Origin of the sequence: Sphingobacterium chuzhouense (assembly GCF_014692525.1) — a bacterium.
GTDB classification, from domain to species: Bacteria; Bacteroidota; Bacteroidia; order Sphingobacteriales; family Sphingobacteriaceae; genus Sphingobacterium; species Sphingobacterium chuzhouense.
Window position 1 is genome coordinate 1,568,144 of sequence record NZ_JACNYL010000001.1, and the last position, 18,915, is coordinate 1,587,058.

Below are 18,915 nucleotides of genomic sequence, written 5' to 3' on the forward strand. Positions count from 1 at the left end.
AGCATGAAAAGTCTTTTTATTTTCTTTCTGTCTATTTTTCCTACGCTATCAGGATTTGCACAGCATGACATTCCGGCTTTTCCGGGAGCCGAAGGTTTTGGGCGCTACACTACCGGTGGACGCGGAGGAACAGTATATTACGTAACTACACTGGAAGACAGTAACGAACCGGGTACATTCCGCCATGCTATTTCTCAGAAGGGCACACGCACGGTTGTATTTGATGTAGCAGGAACTATTTTCCTCAACAGCCGCCTGAATATCGTCAACGGCAATCTGACCATTGCTGGACAAACAGCACCTGGACAGGGGATTTGTATTGCACGCCATCAGGTATCCGTTAACGCAGATAACGTAATTATTCGTTACATGCGTTTTCGTGTGGGTAATGAGGGAGGCGGCGAGCCCGACGGATTAGGAGGGTCGAAAAACAAGAATGTCGTCATCGACCATTGTTCCATCAGCTGGTCGGTTGATGAAACCTGTACGTTCTATGGCGGCGAAAACGTAACGGTACAATGGTGCCTGATTTCGGAAAGCCTTCGTACAGCCGGACATGCGAAGGGAAAACATGGTTACGGAGCCATTGTAGGCGGACACCGGTCTTCATTTCATCATAATTTGATGGCTCATCACGAAAGTCGCGTGCCACGTTTGGGTCCTCATGTTTCGACGCAGGAACGCGAATATGTGGATATGCGCAACAATGTGTTTTATAACTGGGCGGGAGCCGGATCATACGGTGGCGAAGGAATGCACGTGAATATTGTCAATAATTATTACAAGCCTGGTCCTGCAACGCCAAAGAACAGCCGTGTCCGCTACCGTATTGCTGCTATCGGCGTGCGTACTTCCGAATATGTGACCGGAAAGAACGGTCAACCCAACGCATGGAAACCTATGGAGCATATTTGGGGACGTTTTTATGTAGACGGAAATGTGGTAGAAGGAGATAAGGAAACAACAAAAAATAACTGGCCAAAAGGAATCTATGAGCAAATTGCCCATAACAATGATAATACTTTTACGGAACAAGTGAAAAAAGAGATACGCCTTTGCACACCGCTGGAAACCGACGTTGTTACCACCCATACCGCTCAGGAAGCGTATCGTTTAGTTTTGCAATATGCAGGATGTTCAAAACAGCGCGACATCATTGATGCTCGAATCGTTGAAGAAACGAAAAACGGAACCGGGACTTATTTCGGCAGCATTTCTTTAGACGCTAAAAATTATCCCGGACTCATAGACGTTCCAGATGATGTAAAGCTCGTCGGGGCAGAGAGTGCATGGCCCGATTTAGCTGGCGGGGAATTTAACCCGGAGCTTCTGGAAGATGCTGACGGGGATGGTATGCCGGATTGGTGGGAAAATTCAAACAGATTGAATCCGAATGATGCCTCCGACGGCAATACCATAACGTTGAACAAAGCCGGATACACAAATCTTGAGGTGTATCTGAACGGTTTGGTAGAAGAGACTACCCAGAAACAAAACAGTGAAAGTCTCTAAAACAAATCGCGATATAAATTAACTTTAAAAACAAGTAGTGATGCGAAGAGGATGGATTGGACAATTAAGCCTTATGATAAGGCAAATCATCCACCTGTTGTGAAGCTTGATCATCCGGAATATATCAAAGCCAAATCCGGGGAGCGTGTGGAGCTTAGCGCCACAAGCACTATCGACCCAGACGGCGATGCGCTTTCTTTTGAATGGTTTTGTTATGAAGAGCGGGGTACAAGGCGAATGTCCAACTCCGCCACAGGTGTTAAGCATGATATTTATGCTTTTGATCAGCCACAGGTGGTTGGATGTAAAAACCAGTAGGGTGATGTCTCCAGGAACAGGTACTATGCATATCATCCTGGCAGTTACGGATCATGGAACACCTCGGCTTACCCGATATAAAAGAGTAATAATTGACGTTCAGGAATAAAATGGGTTAAACGTTGATTTTTTTTAGTCCACTCCCCATTTTTTATGCCATTCGGACTGCGTATCGAGCACGCGTTGCGGAGCGTTCGTATACCAACTGTAGCCATTGCGACGCTCAGCTCCAATTTCGTCCAACGCATACTTCTTTATACCGTCACGATCACAAAAGTATGGCTTACCCATTTCCAAATCATAGAATCGAGCCCATATCGAGGGTGCCTCCTTGTCTGTGACTACGACGGTGTTGCGGTTGCCGCGTGAATCTGTCTGCCGTTCCACGCGTATTCCTGAAATCTTATGCTCCTCAAACCACGCGCACGCACCGTCGACTGCGGCTATAATAGCCGGAGAAGGATGATCTAGATCCATAAGCAACGCGACAATACCCACAGACTCGGATCCGCTAAAAGACGCAAGTTCGTAAGATCGAGCTTTCACTGGAGCAAGCGTTTTGTAATGATGCTGTGCACACCATACCGTTGGTTTAGCATTAACTTTGATTTGCGTTTTAAGGATACAATCTATACCCCTATCGAACGCTTTACGTGCTTTGTCTTTTGTATTCGTGGCAATTTTTAAGGGTGCCAATTCGGGAACATCAGCATAGATATCCTTGAGAAAGTTCATGATGTTCACCATGGCATTATCATTATAGGTGATATGCATAGAATAGGGTTCGGTCTTGTCCGTACGTGTCTCCACCCCAGCATCTCTGACGGGATAGAACTGCGGCCAACCGCCATTATCGTATTGGGCCGAAAGGATGTAATTCAGTCCTTTATTGAAGGCTTCTCTATAGCTTTCGTCTTTAAAATGTGTATATACCTTGGCTAAAAATCTTAGCTCACTGATGGTGGCACCATTATCAAACGTACCCCCAACATCGTTTTTAGTCCGTTTATAATACGCCGTAAGGGAATCGGAAAAGACATGGTGATAGGGTTGATTTTTTACCCAGCCACCGATATCCTTTTGACTGACCAATACGTTCTCTGCGACCCGCTTAGCCTCGTCGGTGCCATACCAGTCTGTCGGCATTCCGGTCGCAACCGTTGTCCATCTCATTCTGAGGTAATTTTGAGCGGTAGAATTAGGTCTGTCTTGACCTATGACAATCGCTGAAGCAAGCAACATAACCAGTATACAAAAGTAGTTTCTAATCATAAGTATATAGCTAGGTTTATAGACGTTAAAGTTACGAATTTGATCAACTTATTTTTGCCTTACGGCGGCAAATAATTGACGAAATTGCCTCATTTTCAGTAATATTAACGTGACAATATATAGGTGTTTTTATGTTGTAGCGTCTATGAACAAGGGAAAAGTTCCCATTTTGCACATGTACATCGTCCCGTTGCGCATGTACTTAGCGACTACGTACAGTGTTTGCATCAACAAATCACTGTAGTTGACGGTTTTGTACCGTGTCAAAACGTACTTGTTGCCTGACATCACGACAATGTCCTTTGGATGGTCGATGACCGCACGGTACTTGTCAAAGATGCCACATGCATGAACAACGATGTTCTTGTAGTTGACCACAAAGTCACGGAACATAATCTATAACTCACGTGACATGTCAGCTTTGTTCTCGTACAAAACAGGAATGTGCTATGCAGGCATTCACATGTACATGTACAAAGCCTCAAAGAAATACGCTGTCGCTATTTTCCCGTACACCGACATGATCTCGTCGTACGACTTGAACCGTTCGTCAGACAACGACACGATGTCGCCGTATTGGGATACGGTCATCCCGTCCAGGGGGGTGATGGGGATGATTATCTGTTCCACCTCTTTGTGCTGAAAGATCATTCTTTTGTATGGCTGTATAGTACTTCCGCCCATCTGGATGAGTTTTCCGTTCGCCGGCATCATCTCCCTGCATATCGATACGTTGTCGGTATACCGGAAAAACGTTTCTTTGGACAGGAGCAACGTTGCCTCATAGGCCGAGATGACTTTCCCATATGCCGACGTGAAAAAGATGGACGGGAGTTGCGTAAAGTAGGGCAACGAAGTGATGTCGGCGTCCGTCGATATAACACTTCCGTCCGCCGACGTTACATTTCCGTTAGGGTCAGTGATAGGTATTTACGATCGCTTATGGCACCTTAGGAGAAGGCTATCATTCGGGTCATAAGCTTTGACTCTCCACATTTCCGCTCTAATGCTGATTAACAAAGGTATACATCCCACCTGCCTTCGTATCAAATTCTACTAATTTCGTGTCGGGTAAAACAAATCCTTTCAAATTCGCCTTTTCCGATCTTAATGGATCTTTGATAGAATGCACCCGATAGAATGGATTCGGGTTTTCTCCTTCTGCGACGTCCATCATGCGATCACCTTTCAAATTTGTTTCCTGCGCCAAGCGAAGACGACAGTTTCCGCCTAATGTTGATGTAACGGTCAACGTCTTTAGTTTGCTATCTGCCCAAGTCATATCGATTTCAAAACCTCCGCGAACTTTCAAACCACTGACGCTGCCATTAGGTAAAGCATCGGGTAAGGCCGGTAGGATAAAAATATTCCCGTCATAAGACTGTACCAACATTTCTGCAATACCAGACGTACAGCCAAAATTCCCGTCAATTTGGAAAGGGGGGTGTGCATCCAATAAATTTGGATAAGTACCGCCGCCCTGTCCTTTGTCGCCCACTGGCGGGCTCAGCTGTTCCTGAATGAGTTTATACGTTTGATTACCATCCAATAGACGAGCCCACCAGTTTACTTTCCAACCCATGGACCATCCGGTGGACTTATCGCCACGGTAGATCAACGAGTTGACGGCTGCTTCTGTCAAATCTGGATTGCGGAAAGGCGATATCTGCCCGGCCGGATATAACCCATACAAGTGAGAGATGTGCCGGTGTTGGTCGGTCGTTTTATCCAAGTCCTCCAACCATTCTTGCAATTGGGTGTGCTGACCGATCTGCATGGGCGGTAGCCTGTTTAGTGCCACTTTAACAGAATCTGCTAATGAGCTGTCTACATCTAATATTTTTGCGGCATCGATAAAATTATGGAACACATCAAAGATCAATTGATTATCCATGGTGGTGCCGGCTGAAACACCTACACTCCCCGGCAGATACGAGTTTTCCGGCGACATGGAAGGGCTGACGACTAACCATTGTCCTGAACGGTCTTCGTGCAGAATATCTAGATAAAACAGTGCTTTCCCTTTCAGAATATCATAATATTTCTGCAAAAAGGATGTTTGTCCGTTGTATAGGTAATGTTGCCATATATGTTGACTTAACCAAGCTCCTCCCATCGGCCACAGACCATAATAACCGCCATCCACAATGCCTGTAATACGCCACAGATCCGTATTATGGTGCATATTCCATCCACGGGCGTGGTACATTTCCCGTGCGCTTTCCTGTCCGGTTACCGAAAGATCTTCTAGCATAGAAAACAGTGGTTCATGCATTTCTGAGAGGTTTGTCACTTCGGCAGGCCAGTAGTTCATTTCGGTGTTAATGTTAACGGTATACTTACTGTCCCATGGCGGAGATAGCTTTTCATTCCATATACCCTGTAGGTTCGCCGGCTGACCACCAGGCTGCGAGGAGCTGATCAGCAGGTATCGCCCAAATTGAAAATATAAAGAGACCAATGCCGGATCGTGTACTGTTGCAAATTCTTGTACCCGTATATCGGTTGTCTTTTTGGCTTGTGCTGAAGTACCCAGATCTAACCGAACCCGATTAAAAAAATGTTGGTATTTTTTGCTGTGGTTAGCCAGTGCCTTGCCGTATTTTACACGTAGTGCCTTGTCCAATATCGTTTGTACCCGTTTGGAGGGGTTTCCACTTAAATCGTTATACCGGTTGAAATTGGTGCCGATAGAAATATATAAGATGACCTCATCTGCATCTGTGATGTCAAAGCTATTCCCGTTTACGGTTAGTTGGCCTCCTTTTAGGACCGGTCGCACGATACCCTCAAAATTTACTTTCCCCGTTTTGCGATCCACTGATCCGCTGGTACCCGAAAGGCTCAGCTGTTTTTCTGTTGCGGCTAACTTGTGCATCTTATGGGGGGTGCTGAGTCCCATGGAAAACGAAAGTGCATTTTTTTTGGAAGAAGTTAAACGAATAATGACGACATCGTCCGTAAAGGAAGTAAACACTTCTCGATGATATTGAACGCCGTCCACCTGATACGAGGTGCGTGCTACCGCATCTTGAATATCGAGCTCGCGATAGAAATCACGGAATGTCTCGTGTCCGGGAAAATTTAGCCATAGACTTCCAAATGTCTGATATGGCATACCGTAGTCTAAATCGTCCGGTGCTTGTCTGGGAAAAGTCGCGTTCGACAGATCTTGTGCTTCCTTGGCTTTTCCTTCGGCCAGTAGTTTTCGGATCGCTACAATCTTGTCGTATGTATTTTTGGGCACATTATTACCCGGTTCACCGGCCCAAATCGTTTCTTCGTTAAGCTGTATTTGCTCCTTCGCCGGATTTCCAAAGACCATGGCACCAAGCCGACTGTTTCCAATCGGCAGTGCTTCGTTCCAATCCGCGGCAGGTTTATCATATATCAGTTTTAGCTCCTGCTGTGCGTGCAACATGGTCCACGGAGCGAATAGTACCGTGGCCGCTAATAAAATCGTCTTTAATATATTTTTATTCCTCATTGTTTCTGTTTTTAGTTGCGTTTTACAGTCTCGATAATGGATATCTGCATAAGATTGTATCTAGGGAAAATTAATTGATCTGGATTTTTTCTTCTACAAATTTAGGGTGTTGATCACCGATAACCTTCTCATAGGTAAAACTCTTCGCTTCTTCCATCGTCAGTTGATGGGACCATGAAACTCGGGTATCTATACGAGCACCTGCACCGGTAGATTTGTATTCGGCATAGAACGCTGTTTTTTCATTGTCCGGGTTCCTCCAATTATGCCAACCGGCTTGCTGTATGTGCTTATCCATAGCACACTCCACGAATACGACCTTTGCATTCGGACGCCAGGGCCTACCAAGATAAACAGAACTTTTGGCTATCTCCGGGCGAGCGGTAAGGGTACAGTGATGAAATACATATCCATAGGTCTGACCTTCAGGAGTAGATGCCGCCGTAATATAACCATTTCGAGTACTCTCCAATTGGCAATGATCAAAGAAGGCGGTAGAGCCACCAAAAATGAAATCCACAGATCCTTCAATATAGCAATCTTTGACATATTGATAAGTTCCGTTGCCTGCGTACCAAGTGTCTTGGTGTCCTGAAAACCTGCAATTACGAAAAGAGGAACGTGCGCCACCAATATTGATCGCCAGCGCCTGTCCCGCATCGATACCTGCTGTATTTTCGAAAGTTATGTTTTCAGCAACGAAATTATTTCCATGTACGAAAAAAGAGGCTGAACCGCTCGTTCCATATTCAGAACCATCCGGTTTAAGTCGGCTGGCATAATTATCATACGTTAAAACGGTGGTTGCTTCGTTTTCCCCGACCAAGTATATATAATCTTTATTCCTCGGCACTGTAATGACCTCTTTATAAATGCCTTTTTTAATATAGATGTAGTAATATTTCGTCCTATTATTTGGTACGGCATTTATCGCGTCTTGCAGGGATGTGAAATCCCCGGTACCATCTGACGCTACAACGGCGTCTGCTTTGATGGTTTTATTCTCTTCTGCTAACGGTATCGCTCCAGAGGATGATTCCAAACTCATAGAACAGGACATCAAAATAGGGTGCACAGCTATTAGCAGGATGGAGCATAACATAGAAATACCCGGCATATAATTTTTTATTTTCAATATTGAAACTATACTATATTTATTTAATACTTACCAGACTGGTTAGAACATGATGTTAAATGACCTACCGCTTGTGAAGAGCCCACAAGCGGTGAGGTACAAAGTAATATGATGCAAAGCGTACGCAATTATCTGATAAATTAATTGTTAGGCAGCCCGTAACCGTTCCTTACTTTACCTTTCGATTGATCAATTACCGTCAATGGCATCGGATGGAAATAGCGGGGAGCTAAGTTTTCTCTACCCACTACGCCATCTAGAATGGCGGCTCGGTACATCGCCGGATTCGTACCAGCAGATATCGTAATCCCCCAATTCGTTCTTACATAACCATCTGCCTCTAAAGCCGCTGCCTCGGCTCCATTCGGATCAATGTAATTGTATAGCCCTTTTATAGCGAGATTTTTAGCCTCAATATTGGCATGGGCAGCTGCGTTCCAGTTAAAGATGCCTCGCCAGCCAGGGTAGAGTGCCGGATTGTTTGCATCTGTGCTTTCTTGGGTGACGACTGCGGCGGAGCTACCTGGGTTTATCTGTATATATTTCGTCCATATATAATTGGAAATCGTCCGACCGCTTGCAAAGGTATAGTAGCCGTTACTAGCCAATCCAGTCATCATGTTTTCCATTTCCTGGCGAACTTTAACAGCTCGCTCATTAAACTTTCCGGAGCGTATCATATCCCAACGGACATCGCCTTCGCCTAATAGTTCCAATCGCCGTTCTTCATAAATAGCGTCCAGGAGTGCTTCGCCCGATAGGGAAGCAATAGGATGGTTTGAATTACCGAAAGCCCTACTGCGGATCTGGTTCACTAGATTCACCGCACCGGCATCGTCTGTTCCGAGGATGGCTTTCGCTTCCGCCAACATCAACATAGCATCCGCCATGCGCATGACGGTGTAATTCATTCCTGAGTTACGAAAAGCATTATTTGGAATTAGTGGATTATCGCCGCGGTTTTGATCCCATTTGTTGATCGACGGACCACCGCCACCAATACGTGTACCTGCTCCGAGAGGCATTAATGCTTCCCGGCCCGTCGCAGCATCGCTACCCGTTACGACCATACTGACATCGCGACGTTTGTCGCCATCCTCGTAACCGTTGTAAAAGAAAGAAGGCACAATACGGATAGCGGCAAATGTATTTAATACAGAGACAGCTCCGTTATTGGATCCCGGACGTCCTTGCGAGTAGGGATGCTCTCCACCAAAGCCCGGAGAACAAGCAACTTCGTATAGCGATTCAGGGCTCACACGTCTGGAATTGATATGCTGCCAATGCATCTGAAATGGATTGTTGACCGATCTATCGTCCGAAGTGATCAATCGTGTTGTTCCATTATGCGTATTGACGGCGAGGGTAAGATATTGTTCTGCCATCCGGATGTAATCCATATAATCTTTTCGTCGGGCGTACACACAAGTACCGTCGTCGGTACCTTTATAATCAAACTGTACATCTCCATATAATCCCGGTACATCTGTACGGATGGTCTGCCAGCCACCAGCATGTAGGGCGATTTCTCCAATAAGCGCGTTGGCATAGGAGCGGTTAAGGCGTTCTGCTGTAACACCACCCTCACCTACTTTATACATAGAACCTTCTACCAACTTCAGTTCGGCGATAAGGGTATCCATAATGGCAAAGCGAGATTTCAGCTCGTAGTCTTGTACGTATTGGTTTTCGTAGCCAAAAGGTACATCTCCAAAATGACGTACTAATTCCCAACCACAGAGGGCCCACATGGTTTTCGCCTCACCATAGAGTTGCGTCCACTCATTGGTCTCGGTAGTCTCAACTACGCCTTTGTCCTGGATAACCTGCGCGATCCGGGAAGCACGGGCCAATATAATATTCAGACTGTTGTATTGTGTGGCAGCATTGTTCACGGCCGAGGCTTCGGGCTGTAGTCGTGCAATCACATTATTTCCGGTGGGATATTCACTCATGTATTCGGCATCGGAGCCTAACGGATCCTGCCAATTGTAATTTCCTCCGGCGGCTACGTTAGTTCGGTATTCTCCGTAAGCCCAGGATAAGGTTTTGGCTGCTTCTTCCGGGCTTGACATGACAAACTCGTTGTCGCTCTGCCCTGGGTTGGTGACATCTAGGTAGTCTTTACATTGGAGGAACATCGAGGATGTTATCGCCAAGCATATATATAAAGCTGTTCTTTTCATGGTTCTTTTGTTTAATTTTCTAATCAATCATCTTGCTTAAAATGTAGCACTTAATCCGATCACAAATTGACGTGGACGTGGATAAGTTCCCCAATCAAAACCCGGTGTTGGATAGCGGGAATTATTGATGTTTGGGTTCGCATTCACTTCTGGATCGATCCCCGAGTATCCAGTCAATGTCGCCACATTATAGATAGTACCATAAATACGTAAATTGCTTAAACCGATCTTGTTCATTAAAGATTTCTCCATGCTATAACCAAGTGTCAAGGTGTTCAACCGGAGGTAAGAACCATCCTCTATACCAATATCACTGACATAGCCTTGGTGTAAGTACGTAAGTGGTAGTGTAGCATTTTGGTTTAGCGCATCCAATGCATTTGGATCTGTTATTCGTTGGAGGTTTCCACTGGCGTCGATATCGTAGATTTTATAACCATCATTCACGATATCCAGTTTGTTGCCGTATAACCCGCCTCCCTTGTTACCGTTGTAAAGGGTAGCCAATTTGTTCGCATTGTAAATCTGGTTCCCGTAGCTCCAGTTGAAATAAGCTGCTAGGTCAAAGTTTTTATAATTAGCAGTGAGGCTAATCCCTCCGGTGTGCTTAGGAGTCATGTTTCCTATTTCTACGTAGTCTTTGGTATCGATTATACCATCCCCGTCGGTATCTATGAATTTAGGCATACCGGGATAGGCTTGTTGCCCATCGGGTACGACACCTTTATGGTGGGCAACGAATGCTGAGGCAAGATCTGCGATACCGTCTTTCAGCGTATACATTTGCGTAGCCGCATCGTAGTGGAAATCGCTCGTTTCGTAGTACCCTCTACCGGCCGTTTGATATCCCATGACGATACCCACCGGTTTACCTTCTTGCAAGATGTAATCGCTCGCCGGGATACCCGATTGTAAAAAAGTAGTGCCATAAGCACTTTGTACACCTTCTGCGAGCTCTTCAATTCTGTTTTTGTTGAAATTGATATTACCGCCTGCGGTGATGTTCCAGTCGTCGTTCTTGAATAGGGTGCCCGATAGCGAGAACTCAACCCCTTTATTGCTGGTTCTTCCTACGTTGGCATAGCTTGTATTGAAACCGGTGATCGAAGGGATATCGGTAAGCATCAACAGGTCTTTGGTACTGTTCTTGTAAACGTCCAACGTACCCCATATCCTGTTGTTCCATAACGTGAAATCAAGACCAAGGTTGCGTGTAACCGTGGTTTCCCATTTTAAATTGCGGTTGGCTAACTGTGCCGATGCCAAATCATAGGCCGGTTGAATGACGTTGCCCAAGGCCTGTTGGTAACGCGCATCGCTCTCTGCTTCCCAAAGCTGTGACCATTGGTTCGGATCCACCGCATCGTTACCCACTTCGCCGTAGGAAGCACGTAACTTTAGATCGTCTATCCAGGTTTGATTTTTCAGAAACGGCTCGTTTGAAAGGCGCCAAGCCGCAGCTACGGCGGGGAAGTAACCCCAGCGATGCTCTGGCGAGAAGTTTGATGAACCATCCGCGCGCATCGTTATGGTGAGCATATATCGATCTAAAAACGAGTAATTACTCCGGGCAAAATAAGAAAGGATCCTAGATGGGGTGGTAACACCACTTGAAACGACTAAGTTCGTTGAAACGCTGGTATCATACTGGTTGATCATAGCGAAGGCGTTGTCTTTCGTGAAGTTTGCCGGAAACCGCATAGCGTCGATACGCATATTATTTCCGCCTGTGTTGGTGACTTCCTGTCCCGCTAGGACGTTAAGCCGATGGGTATCATCCTGGAGGATGTCGTAGTTCAAAGTATTTGTCCAACGTAATCCCCACGAGTCACTTTTTCTTAAATCTGCATTACCGGCATATATAATCTTATCGATTGTTTCCATCGTGCCGGTAGCTATGTAGTAATTCGGATCGATGGTAGGACCTTCCCAGTTTTTATTGGTCGTATACGAGCGGGACAGAGTCAGTTCGGTACGATAGGTTAAATTATTAAGAATGTTCCAGTTAAGTCCTGTGGTGCCAAGTAAGGATTGGTTCGCGGTCAAGTTATCGTTATCCAAGGTTCTATTTACCCCGTTGGTTACATCATACATTACGGTATTTTCTTCACCTAAACTAGAATGGGTGAGGTAGGACAAATCTCCTTTAATATCTGCAATTGCGATTGGACGGAAACGGTAGGCCGACGATAAGATTGAACCTGCACCACTGACGGTACCTTCGCTTCCTAGAGACTTTCTATCGGTGTAACGCAAATCGAGATTGAATTTTAAGTTATTGCTGAGTTTTTGTTCAATCTTAAAGAAGGCAGAGGCACGTTTGGCATAGGACATCAATTTCATCCCCTGGTCGTCCATATAGTTTGCAGCAAACAATATTTTTGTTTTGTCATTTCCACCGGCAATGGACAAGTCATGGTTATGCGAAAAAGAGCTATTATAGAGTTCTTTTTGTAGGTTATAGGTTGGTACATCTTTATACGCGTCTATACCAGCACTGTTGCTCCCTCTGTTTTCACCAAGGGCAAATAATTGGGTGAAAGGCGTCACATAATCAATGTCTTCATAGGCATCTAACATGGCCCATTTAAATGCGAGGTAGTCATAGGGGCTTAGTGCCTCCATATAGCCGGTAGGTCTATTGAATTTGCTATATCCCGTATAGGTTACCGAGCTCCTGCCTTCTTTTGCCCTTTTGGTCGTGACCAGCACAACGCCATTGGCGCCGCGTGCACCATAAATAGCGGTGGCCGAAGCATCTTTTAAGACGTCGACACTCTCTACCATATCGCTGGGAATGTCCGAAATATTACCGGGTATTCCGTCAATGAGAATCAGTGGTTCGTTGCTTTGCGATATCGAACCTCCTCCACGTATACGGATGGAAACATCACCGTTAGGACGACCATCTTGTGACATAACGTTAACACCGGGCATTTTCCCTTGTAATGCTTGTGCGACGTTAATCACCGGAGCAGTTGCTAGATCTTTTCCTCCGACAGAGGCCACGGATCCGGTCAGATCGCGACGCCGAACAGTTTGATAACCTATCACAACCACTTCATCTAGCGCCACGTCATCTTCTGTCAATGTAATAGATAGGCTGGTGTTTTCTTTTGGAAGAACTTCCTGCATACTATAGCCTGTATAAGTGATTACCAAAATACTTTCGGCTGACACGCCAGGTAATACAAAATCACCGTTTTTATCCGTAGCTGTTTCGATTGTTGTGCCTTTTATTTTTACACTTGCACCAGCAATGGGTGCGCCGGTTTCGTCTATGACATGCCCTTTTTGAGTCATCGTTTGAGCGAAACTCCTAACATACATCGATAGAAGCAGGACTAGAATTAGCATGAAGCCATTTCTTCGCTTAAAGTTTATTCTTTTCATAACAGTATAAGGTTTAATTTAATAGTGCTTTAGCGATTGACCAAGATGGAATATTTCAAATTGCAACCGGTTGTTTAATTTTTCCAAAAAAACAAATTGCGAGACACTCGTCTAGCTTAAATTTGCTTTTAAAATGATATCTATTAAAAAGTTTATTAACTGGACTATCACTCCGTTTTTGAAGCATTACGCTTTCCTAGAAAGTGTATGCGGTTTATTAATTATGTTATTACAATAATAGGTTACTAACAAATTAATACCTAAGAATGTCGATAGAAAAGTTACGCAAACGTTGCCGGGAACGTTGCTCATACACTTGAGCAGATGTAATTTGTAACAACCGGTTGCATGATTACAGATCTTTCATCGCGTCAAAAACTAATTTAGCCACAGCTTTACCTCCTGCTACCTGGAAATGAGTATTATCTTTTTGTCCATTGGGATACGCTTGAAACCGTCCTGCAGGAAAATTCATAAAATAATTTTCTGTAACATAATCTTGTCCTTTTTCAGAAAAATGAGCCATAGACAGTTCGTTTAGATCAATTAATTTGACGTCCAATTCAGCTGCCACCTCTTTTGCAGCTGCGCCCACCTTTCGCACGATTGTCGATTTTCACCTGGTCTACTTTGCCCAAAAGATGTTCCACGTGTTTTAAACTATCTGTGACAAAGAAGGTTTGAAAAACTTGTCCCCATCCCACCAACGGATAGCGTTTGCTATCGTAATCGTCTTCTAGGGAATAATCCGCTACTGTCGAATCCCCAATGAGATATATCTTCGTTTTCTTTTGGTAGGAGAATGAGATGAGTACGACTGACAGTAGGAATACAACAGCGATTACGATATATTTATTCATGATTTTATGTTTTTATAAAGGATCCCATCCGTTTAAAACAAGTTTTAGACTATATTTTTTTAGATCTGATTTCTTTAACTGATGCGACCAAGTTACTCTTTTGGACAGATCCTTTGCACCTAATCCACGACTACCGTATTCGGCATAGAAGGCCGTTTTCTCTTTATCGGGAAAGTTTTTGTCTCCCGGCCAAGGATGCCAGCCCTCTGGTGTAATATGCGCGTCCATTTCCGTATTGATGAAAACCGTCTTGGCATACGGACGCCAGGGCCTGCCGAGGTAAACCTTATTGACCGTACTATCCCGAGCCGTTAAAGTACACGACTCAAATACAAAACCATAGCGATCTTGTTCATTAGTAGACGCTGCGGTAATATAGGAGTTGGATAAGCTCTCGATACGGCAACGGTAGAAGTATGCCGTTGCCGCACCAAAGATAAAATCAGTAGTACCGTTAATCGTACAGTTTTCGAGATAGATATGTGTACCTGCCCTTGCAAGATATAGTGTGTCTTGATTTCCGAGAATATGACAGTTGCGTACAACAATGCGGTCTCCCTCGGTATGCAAGGCTACGGCCTGCCCTACTCGACCAGCTGTGTTGGCAATCGTTAGATCCTCTAAGGAGCAATCGTTGGCGGTAACCAATACGGTATACGATGTGTAAGTGCTGTATTTGGCGTTTCCCGTAACATCGATTCCTCGGAACGGTTTGCCCGAGTAATCATCGAATTGAATAATGGTTTTTGCTGCGCCTTCGCCCTTTAAGGTAACGTTACGTTTAAACGATGGAATAACCACTTTCTCATTATAAGTACCCGCTTTGATATGGATGATTACACGTTTTTCGGCATGATCCCTTACCTGGTTGATAGCTTCTTGTATAGTCGCAAAATCACCCGTCCCATCTTGAGAAACGACGAGTTCAAACTTATTATCTACTGTTTGCGACATACACCCCAGGCTGATGAACCAAATAGATAAAACCAACAATACTTTACGTAACATACTCTTATTTTATCGCTTCTACTCTAAACCAATCAAACTCTGCATAACTACTATCATTGATCTGATTATCCCGTACGGCGTATAAACCTAATGTTGCACCAATCCATTTGCCAGGCTGTGCCGTAAAAACTTCGCCTACTGCGGTATACTTTTTACCATCCAAGCTATAGTACCATTGGCACATTGCGCCTTTGTTTACTTTTACACGCAGGTATATGTACTCCCCTTCTCTTAAATCGGTAATATCGGTGACCGATTCCTTGCCTGAAGTTAACCCTTTTTTACAACTCGCGTAATGTAGGGTTTGTTTACCTTTATCTTGCTTGATATACAGCTGGCTATAGTCTTCTCCTACCACGGCAAAACCAGCGCGTTCATTCTCGATTTTTTCGTGGCCGATAAGTCGCATTTTGGTCGTTGCGATAAATTCCTCAGCAGGAAACTTCTGCGTCAGCACGTTAGGAATATCCAACAAGTTTTTATAGCTTTCCGGAACTTGCTGCGTATACAATGTTAAGTGTCCATACTTGCTCGGCATAAGCCATGTACCATCCGGATTGGCTTGCCATTGCCATTGCTTGCCAAGTAACGGTGTTTCAAACTCATCTGATTCGGCAGGTGTTTCTACTGGGTAAGTTTTCCCAACATTTGGTTTTTTATGTATTGACACCGGCTCACCGGTACCCTTTATGTCGTTTTCTATACCAATAATAGGCCAATCGTCAACCCATTTCATCGGTTGCAAATGAACAATACGTCCATAAGCGTCCTTATCTTGGAAATGTAGAAACCAATCCTCTCCAGTTTTTGTGTCTACCCATGCGCCTTGATGTGGTCCATTAGTGGCGGCGTTTCCTTGATGCATAGCCACGTGGCGCTCATAAGGTCCATAAATGTTTTTCGAACGTAATACTAACTGCCATCCGGTAGATACGCCCCCTGCGGGAGCAAACAAATAATAGTAGCCATTGCGTTTATGCATTTTCGTACCTTCGATAGTGGGGTCATGTTCATGACCATCATATACTATAATACCACGATCTAGCACTTTGCTACCGGTTGCATTAAGTTTTGCAATAGCAACAACACTTTTTAGTCCAGCACGACTCCCCGCGTAAGCGAAAGACAAATAATTGTTGCCATCTTCGTCCCAAAAAGGACAAGGGTCTATTAATCCTTTTCCTTCAAATACCAACACAGGTTCTGACCAATCCCCTGCGGGATTTTTGGTCTTAATCATGTAAATGCCAAAATCGGGATCTCCCCAATAAATATAAAATTCACCCTCGTGATAACGAATTGCTGGTGCCCAGACGCCATTTCCATGTTGGACAGTACTGAATACATCCTCGGGAATTTGGCGAGGTAATGCGTGAGAGATAATTTTCCAATTCACGAGATCTTTAGAATGCAATATAGGAAGACCCGGTGCGTGATTAAAGCTTGACGCAATCATATAGAAATCGTCTCCGACACGTATAGCGTCAGGGTCGGAGTAATCAGCATACAAAATGGGATTTTGGTATTTCCCGTTCCCAAGATCAGCAACCCAAACCGAAGAAACATAGGGTGTCTGCGCGTAAGCGATAGCACCTGATGATAAGATTAAAGCAAATGAAAATAATGAAAATTTGTTCATAGTCGCGTATTTGATTTATGTATTGGTAATCACAAGGATACATATTTTTTAGGAGCGTAGCAAAAAGGAAATATGCAATCGTTGCCGGTAACGTTTGCGTGTAATTTTATCGATTAATTTTAAAAAAATACAGATATTAACATCCTTTAAGCAGGGAAATAAATATACATAAACCAGAAATAAATGAGCAAGCATATTTTTACCTCGTTAGGAGGATTACTTTTATTGGTTTTGGTATATAGTTTTATACCACAGCCTAAAAAAACAGTTTGGATGATAGGCGATTCCACGATGTCTATAAAGGTACCTGACAAATTTCCGGAAACGGGCTGGGGTGAAGCATTTGCCAAGATGTTTAAGACTAATGTGGATGTGATAAATAAGGCAAAGAATGGAAGAAGCACAAAGTCCTGTATAAATGAAGGTATTTGGAAAGAAGTATACGACGGGCTGAAACCGGGGGACTATGTTATTATCCAATTTGGTCATAACGATGAGAAGGTCCATAAACCGAATACAGGAACGACTATCGATGAATATAAAGCAAATCTATCGCTCTTTGTAACGGAAACACGTTCAAAAAAAGGGCAACCAATTTTGTTAACATCTATTGCCCGTCGTGCTTTTGAAGAAGGAAAGCTTGTCGATACGCATGGTGCGTACCCGGATGCAGTGAGAAAAGTGGCGGACAGTTTAGATGTACCACTTATCGACTTGACAAGACAAACTTCGGAACTATTGACAGAACTGGGGGAAGAGAAATCCGCAGGCATATTTTTGCATCTTCCCGAGGGGCATACCAACTATCCAAAAGGTGTCGTCGACAATACGCATCTTAACGAACATGGTGCCAGGACTATTGCCACGCTTGTTGCTCGAGAACTAGAACGGCAGCAAATGCCTTTAGCGAAAGATTTACTCGAGCTCTCATCAGCCGTAAAAAATAAAAATAAATAAATGAAACCATCACGATTTATTCAAACCACATAGGGGGATGAATAAATCTGATAGCTTCATCACCATTGAAAACAATTTTATACGATGAAAAAATTAGTTTGTGCCGAGCCAGGACGATTTGTGTATGAAGAGGCAGATATCCCAAAACCGGGAAAGGGGGAATCCTTATTACGTATCCGAAAAATCGGAATTTGTGGGACAGATATCCATGCATTTGCGGGTAAACAGCCTTTTTTTACCTATCCACGCGTGCTGGGACATGAAGTGGCTGCCGATTATGTAGAGGGTGATGCAGAAGGGATTGTGACAGGGGATAAGGTGACGGTAATTCCATATTTTACAGAAGGGAAGGATATCGCTTCGCGAATGGGGAAACCTAATTGTACGAACGATATGCGAGTTCTGGGTGTTCATATCGATGGGGCTATGGCGGAGTATGTGGCCGTCCCGTCGCATGCGATACGCAAAGCCGAGGGTTTGGATTATGACGATTTAGTACTTGTCGAGCCGTTGTCCATCGGCGCCCACGGTATACAGCGTGGAAATATTATTCCTGGAGAGTTTGTACTCGTTATGGGAGCGGGACCAATAGGTTTGGGCATCATTGCGTTGGCAAATATTGCCGGTGGAAAGGTTATTGCGATAGATGTTGACGATAATCGTCTAGCCTATGCAAAAGAGTTGGGAGCGTCATACACAGTTTCCGCACGGGATGTGGATATACAGGAGCAATTGGCCACGATTACAAATGGCGATATGCCTACGCTTCTGTTTGATGCAACCGGAAATACAGGAGCTATCAACAATGCTTTTCAGTATATGGCGCATGGTGCACGCTATGTGCTCGTAGGATTGCAAAAAGAAGAAATACACTTTAGTCACCCGGAATTCCATAAACGGGAGGGTACATTGATGAGCAGCAGGAATGCTTTGGCAAGTGACTTTGAATATGTTATGCAGCATTTGCAAGACAAATCGCTGGACGCACAACAGTTTATTACCCGACGTGTCAAATTCGAAGAAGCGTCGGACTTGTTTAGTGATAACAGTAAGCCATTGCTTTCGGGAATCAAGACGGTTATCGAGTTTGATTAACCGAGGCCTACGGAAAAAACTATTGCGCAAACGTTACCGATAACGTTTGCGCT

General features: G+C 44.3%; 16 protein-coding genes. 6 read left to right on the forward strand and 10 right to left on the reverse strand.

Annotation, left to right across the window (positions count from 1 at the left end; translation table 11 throughout):
- The first annotated feature begins 3 nt into the window (after window positions 1-3).
- From H8B21_RS06110 to H8B21_RS20875, 3 genes are read left to right on the forward strand one after another with little or no spacing between them, the layout of a single operon-like run.
- Entirely contained in the window at window positions 4-1,512 is a 1,509-nt protein-coding gene (locus H8B21_RS06110; protein WP_223814857.1) for a pectate lyase family protein, read from the forward strand.
- 51 nt (window positions 1,513-1,563) lie between these two features.
- Complete coding sequence (locus H8B21_RS06115) at window positions 1,564-1,830, forward strand: hypothetical protein (RefSeq protein ID WP_190312855.1); 267 nt, start codon at window positions 1,564-1,566, stop codon at window positions 1,828-1,830.
- Window positions 1,831-1,834: 4 nt separating this feature from the next.
- On the forward strand, window positions 1,835-1,939 hold the full coding sequence (locus H8B21_RS20875; protein ID WP_380906631.1) for a hypothetical protein: 105 nt from the start codon (window positions 1,835-1,837) through the stop codon (window positions 1,937-1,939).
- Between the two features lie 23 nt (window positions 1,940-1,962).
- Here H8B21_RS20875 and pelA read toward each other — a convergent pair whose 3' ends face one another.
- Together pelA and H8B21_RS06125 are read right to left on the reverse strand one after the other, a co-directional pair.
- On the reverse strand, window positions 1,963-3,102 hold the full coding sequence (pelA, locus tag H8B21_RS06120) for a pectate lyase (RefSeq protein ID WP_190312856.1): 1,140 nt from the start codon (window positions 3,100-3,102) through the stop codon (window positions 1,963-1,965).
- Between the two features lie 129 nt (window positions 3,103-3,231).
- Window positions 3,232-3,495 carry a hypothetical protein gene (locus tag H8B21_RS06125; RefSeq protein ID WP_190312857.1) on the reverse strand — a complete coding sequence of 88 codons (264 nt, stop codon included), beginning with the start codon at window positions 3,493-3,495 and terminating at the stop codon, window positions 3,232-3,234.
- 51 nt (window positions 3,496-3,546) lie between these two features.
- Here H8B21_RS06125 and H8B21_RS06130 point away from each other — a divergent pair, with 51 nt between their 5' ends.
- Window positions 3,547-4,056, forward strand: a complete 510-nt coding sequence (locus tag H8B21_RS06130) for a hypothetical protein (protein WP_190312858.1) — start codon at window positions 3,547-3,549, stop codon at window positions 4,054-4,056.
- Between the two features lie 49 nt (window positions 4,057-4,105).
- Here H8B21_RS06130 and H8B21_RS06135 read toward each other — a convergent pair whose 3' ends face one another.
- The 8 genes from H8B21_RS06135 to H8B21_RS06165 form a co-directional block, all read right to left on the reverse strand.
- Complete coding sequence (locus H8B21_RS06135; protein WP_190312859.1) at window positions 4,106-6,589, reverse strand: glycoside hydrolase family 95 protein; 2,484 nt, start codon at window positions 6,587-6,589, stop codon at window positions 4,106-4,108.
- 70 nt (window positions 6,590-6,659) lie between these two features.
- The gene (locus H8B21_RS06140; RefSeq protein ID WP_190312860.1) at window positions 6,660-7,637 is read right to left on the reverse strand and encodes a pectinesterase family protein; all 978 of its coding nucleotides are present in this window, start codon (window positions 7,635-7,637) and stop codon (window positions 6,660-6,662) included.
- A 227-nt stretch (window positions 7,638-7,864) separates the two neighbouring features.
- A complete protein-coding gene (locus H8B21_RS06145) occupies window positions 7,865-9,910 on the reverse strand; it encodes a RagB/SusD family nutrient uptake outer membrane protein (protein WP_190312861.1) in 2,046 nt (681 codons plus the stop codon).
- Between the two features lie 36 nt (window positions 9,911-9,946).
- Window positions 9,947-13,303: a SusC/RagA family TonB-linked outer membrane protein gene (locus H8B21_RS06150; protein WP_223814858.1), complete on the reverse strand. Its 3,357-nt coding sequence runs from the start codon at window positions 13,301-13,303 to the stop codon at window positions 9,947-9,949.
- A gap of 352 nt (window positions 13,304-13,655) precedes the next feature.
- Window positions 13,656-13,877, reverse strand: coding sequence for an SGNH/GDSL hydrolase family protein (locus H8B21_RS20550; RefSeq protein ID WP_223814859.1), 222 nt, complete (start codon window positions 13,875-13,877; stop codon window positions 13,656-13,658).
- Complete coding sequence (locus H8B21_RS20555; protein ID WP_223814860.1) at window positions 13,867-14,163, reverse strand: SGNH/GDSL hydrolase family protein; 297 nt, start codon at window positions 14,161-14,163, stop codon at window positions 13,867-13,869. The genes H8B21_RS20550 and H8B21_RS20555 overlap by 11 nt, the downstream gene beginning before the upstream one ends.
- Before the next feature lie 12 nt (window positions 14,164-14,175).
- Window positions 14,176-15,171: a pectinesterase family protein gene (locus tag H8B21_RS06160; RefSeq protein WP_190312862.1), complete on the reverse strand. Its 996-nt coding sequence runs from the start codon at window positions 15,169-15,171 to the stop codon at window positions 14,176-14,178.
- A 4-nt stretch (window positions 15,172-15,175) separates the two neighbouring features.
- Window positions 15,176-16,810: a glycoside hydrolase family 43 protein gene (locus tag H8B21_RS06165; protein ID WP_190312863.1), complete on the reverse strand. Its 1,635-nt coding sequence runs from the start codon at window positions 16,808-16,810 to the stop codon at window positions 15,176-15,178.
- Window positions 16,811-16,993: 183 nt separating this feature from the next.
- Between H8B21_RS06165 and H8B21_RS06170 the strand changes: the two genes are divergently transcribed.
- Together H8B21_RS06170 and H8B21_RS06175 are read left to right on the forward strand one after the other, a co-directional pair.
- Window positions 16,994-17,767: a rhamnogalacturonan acetylesterase gene (locus tag H8B21_RS06170; protein WP_190312864.1), complete on the forward strand. Its 774-nt coding sequence runs from the start codon at window positions 16,994-16,996 to the stop codon at window positions 17,765-17,767.
- An 84-nt stretch (window positions 17,768-17,851) separates the two neighbouring features.
- Window positions 17,852-18,862 carry a zinc-binding alcohol dehydrogenase family protein gene (locus H8B21_RS06175; RefSeq protein ID WP_190312865.1) on the forward strand — a complete coding sequence of 337 codons (1,011 nt, stop codon included), beginning with the start codon at window positions 17,852-17,854 and terminating at the stop codon, window positions 18,860-18,862.
- Window positions 18,863-18,915 lie beyond the last annotated feature (53 nt).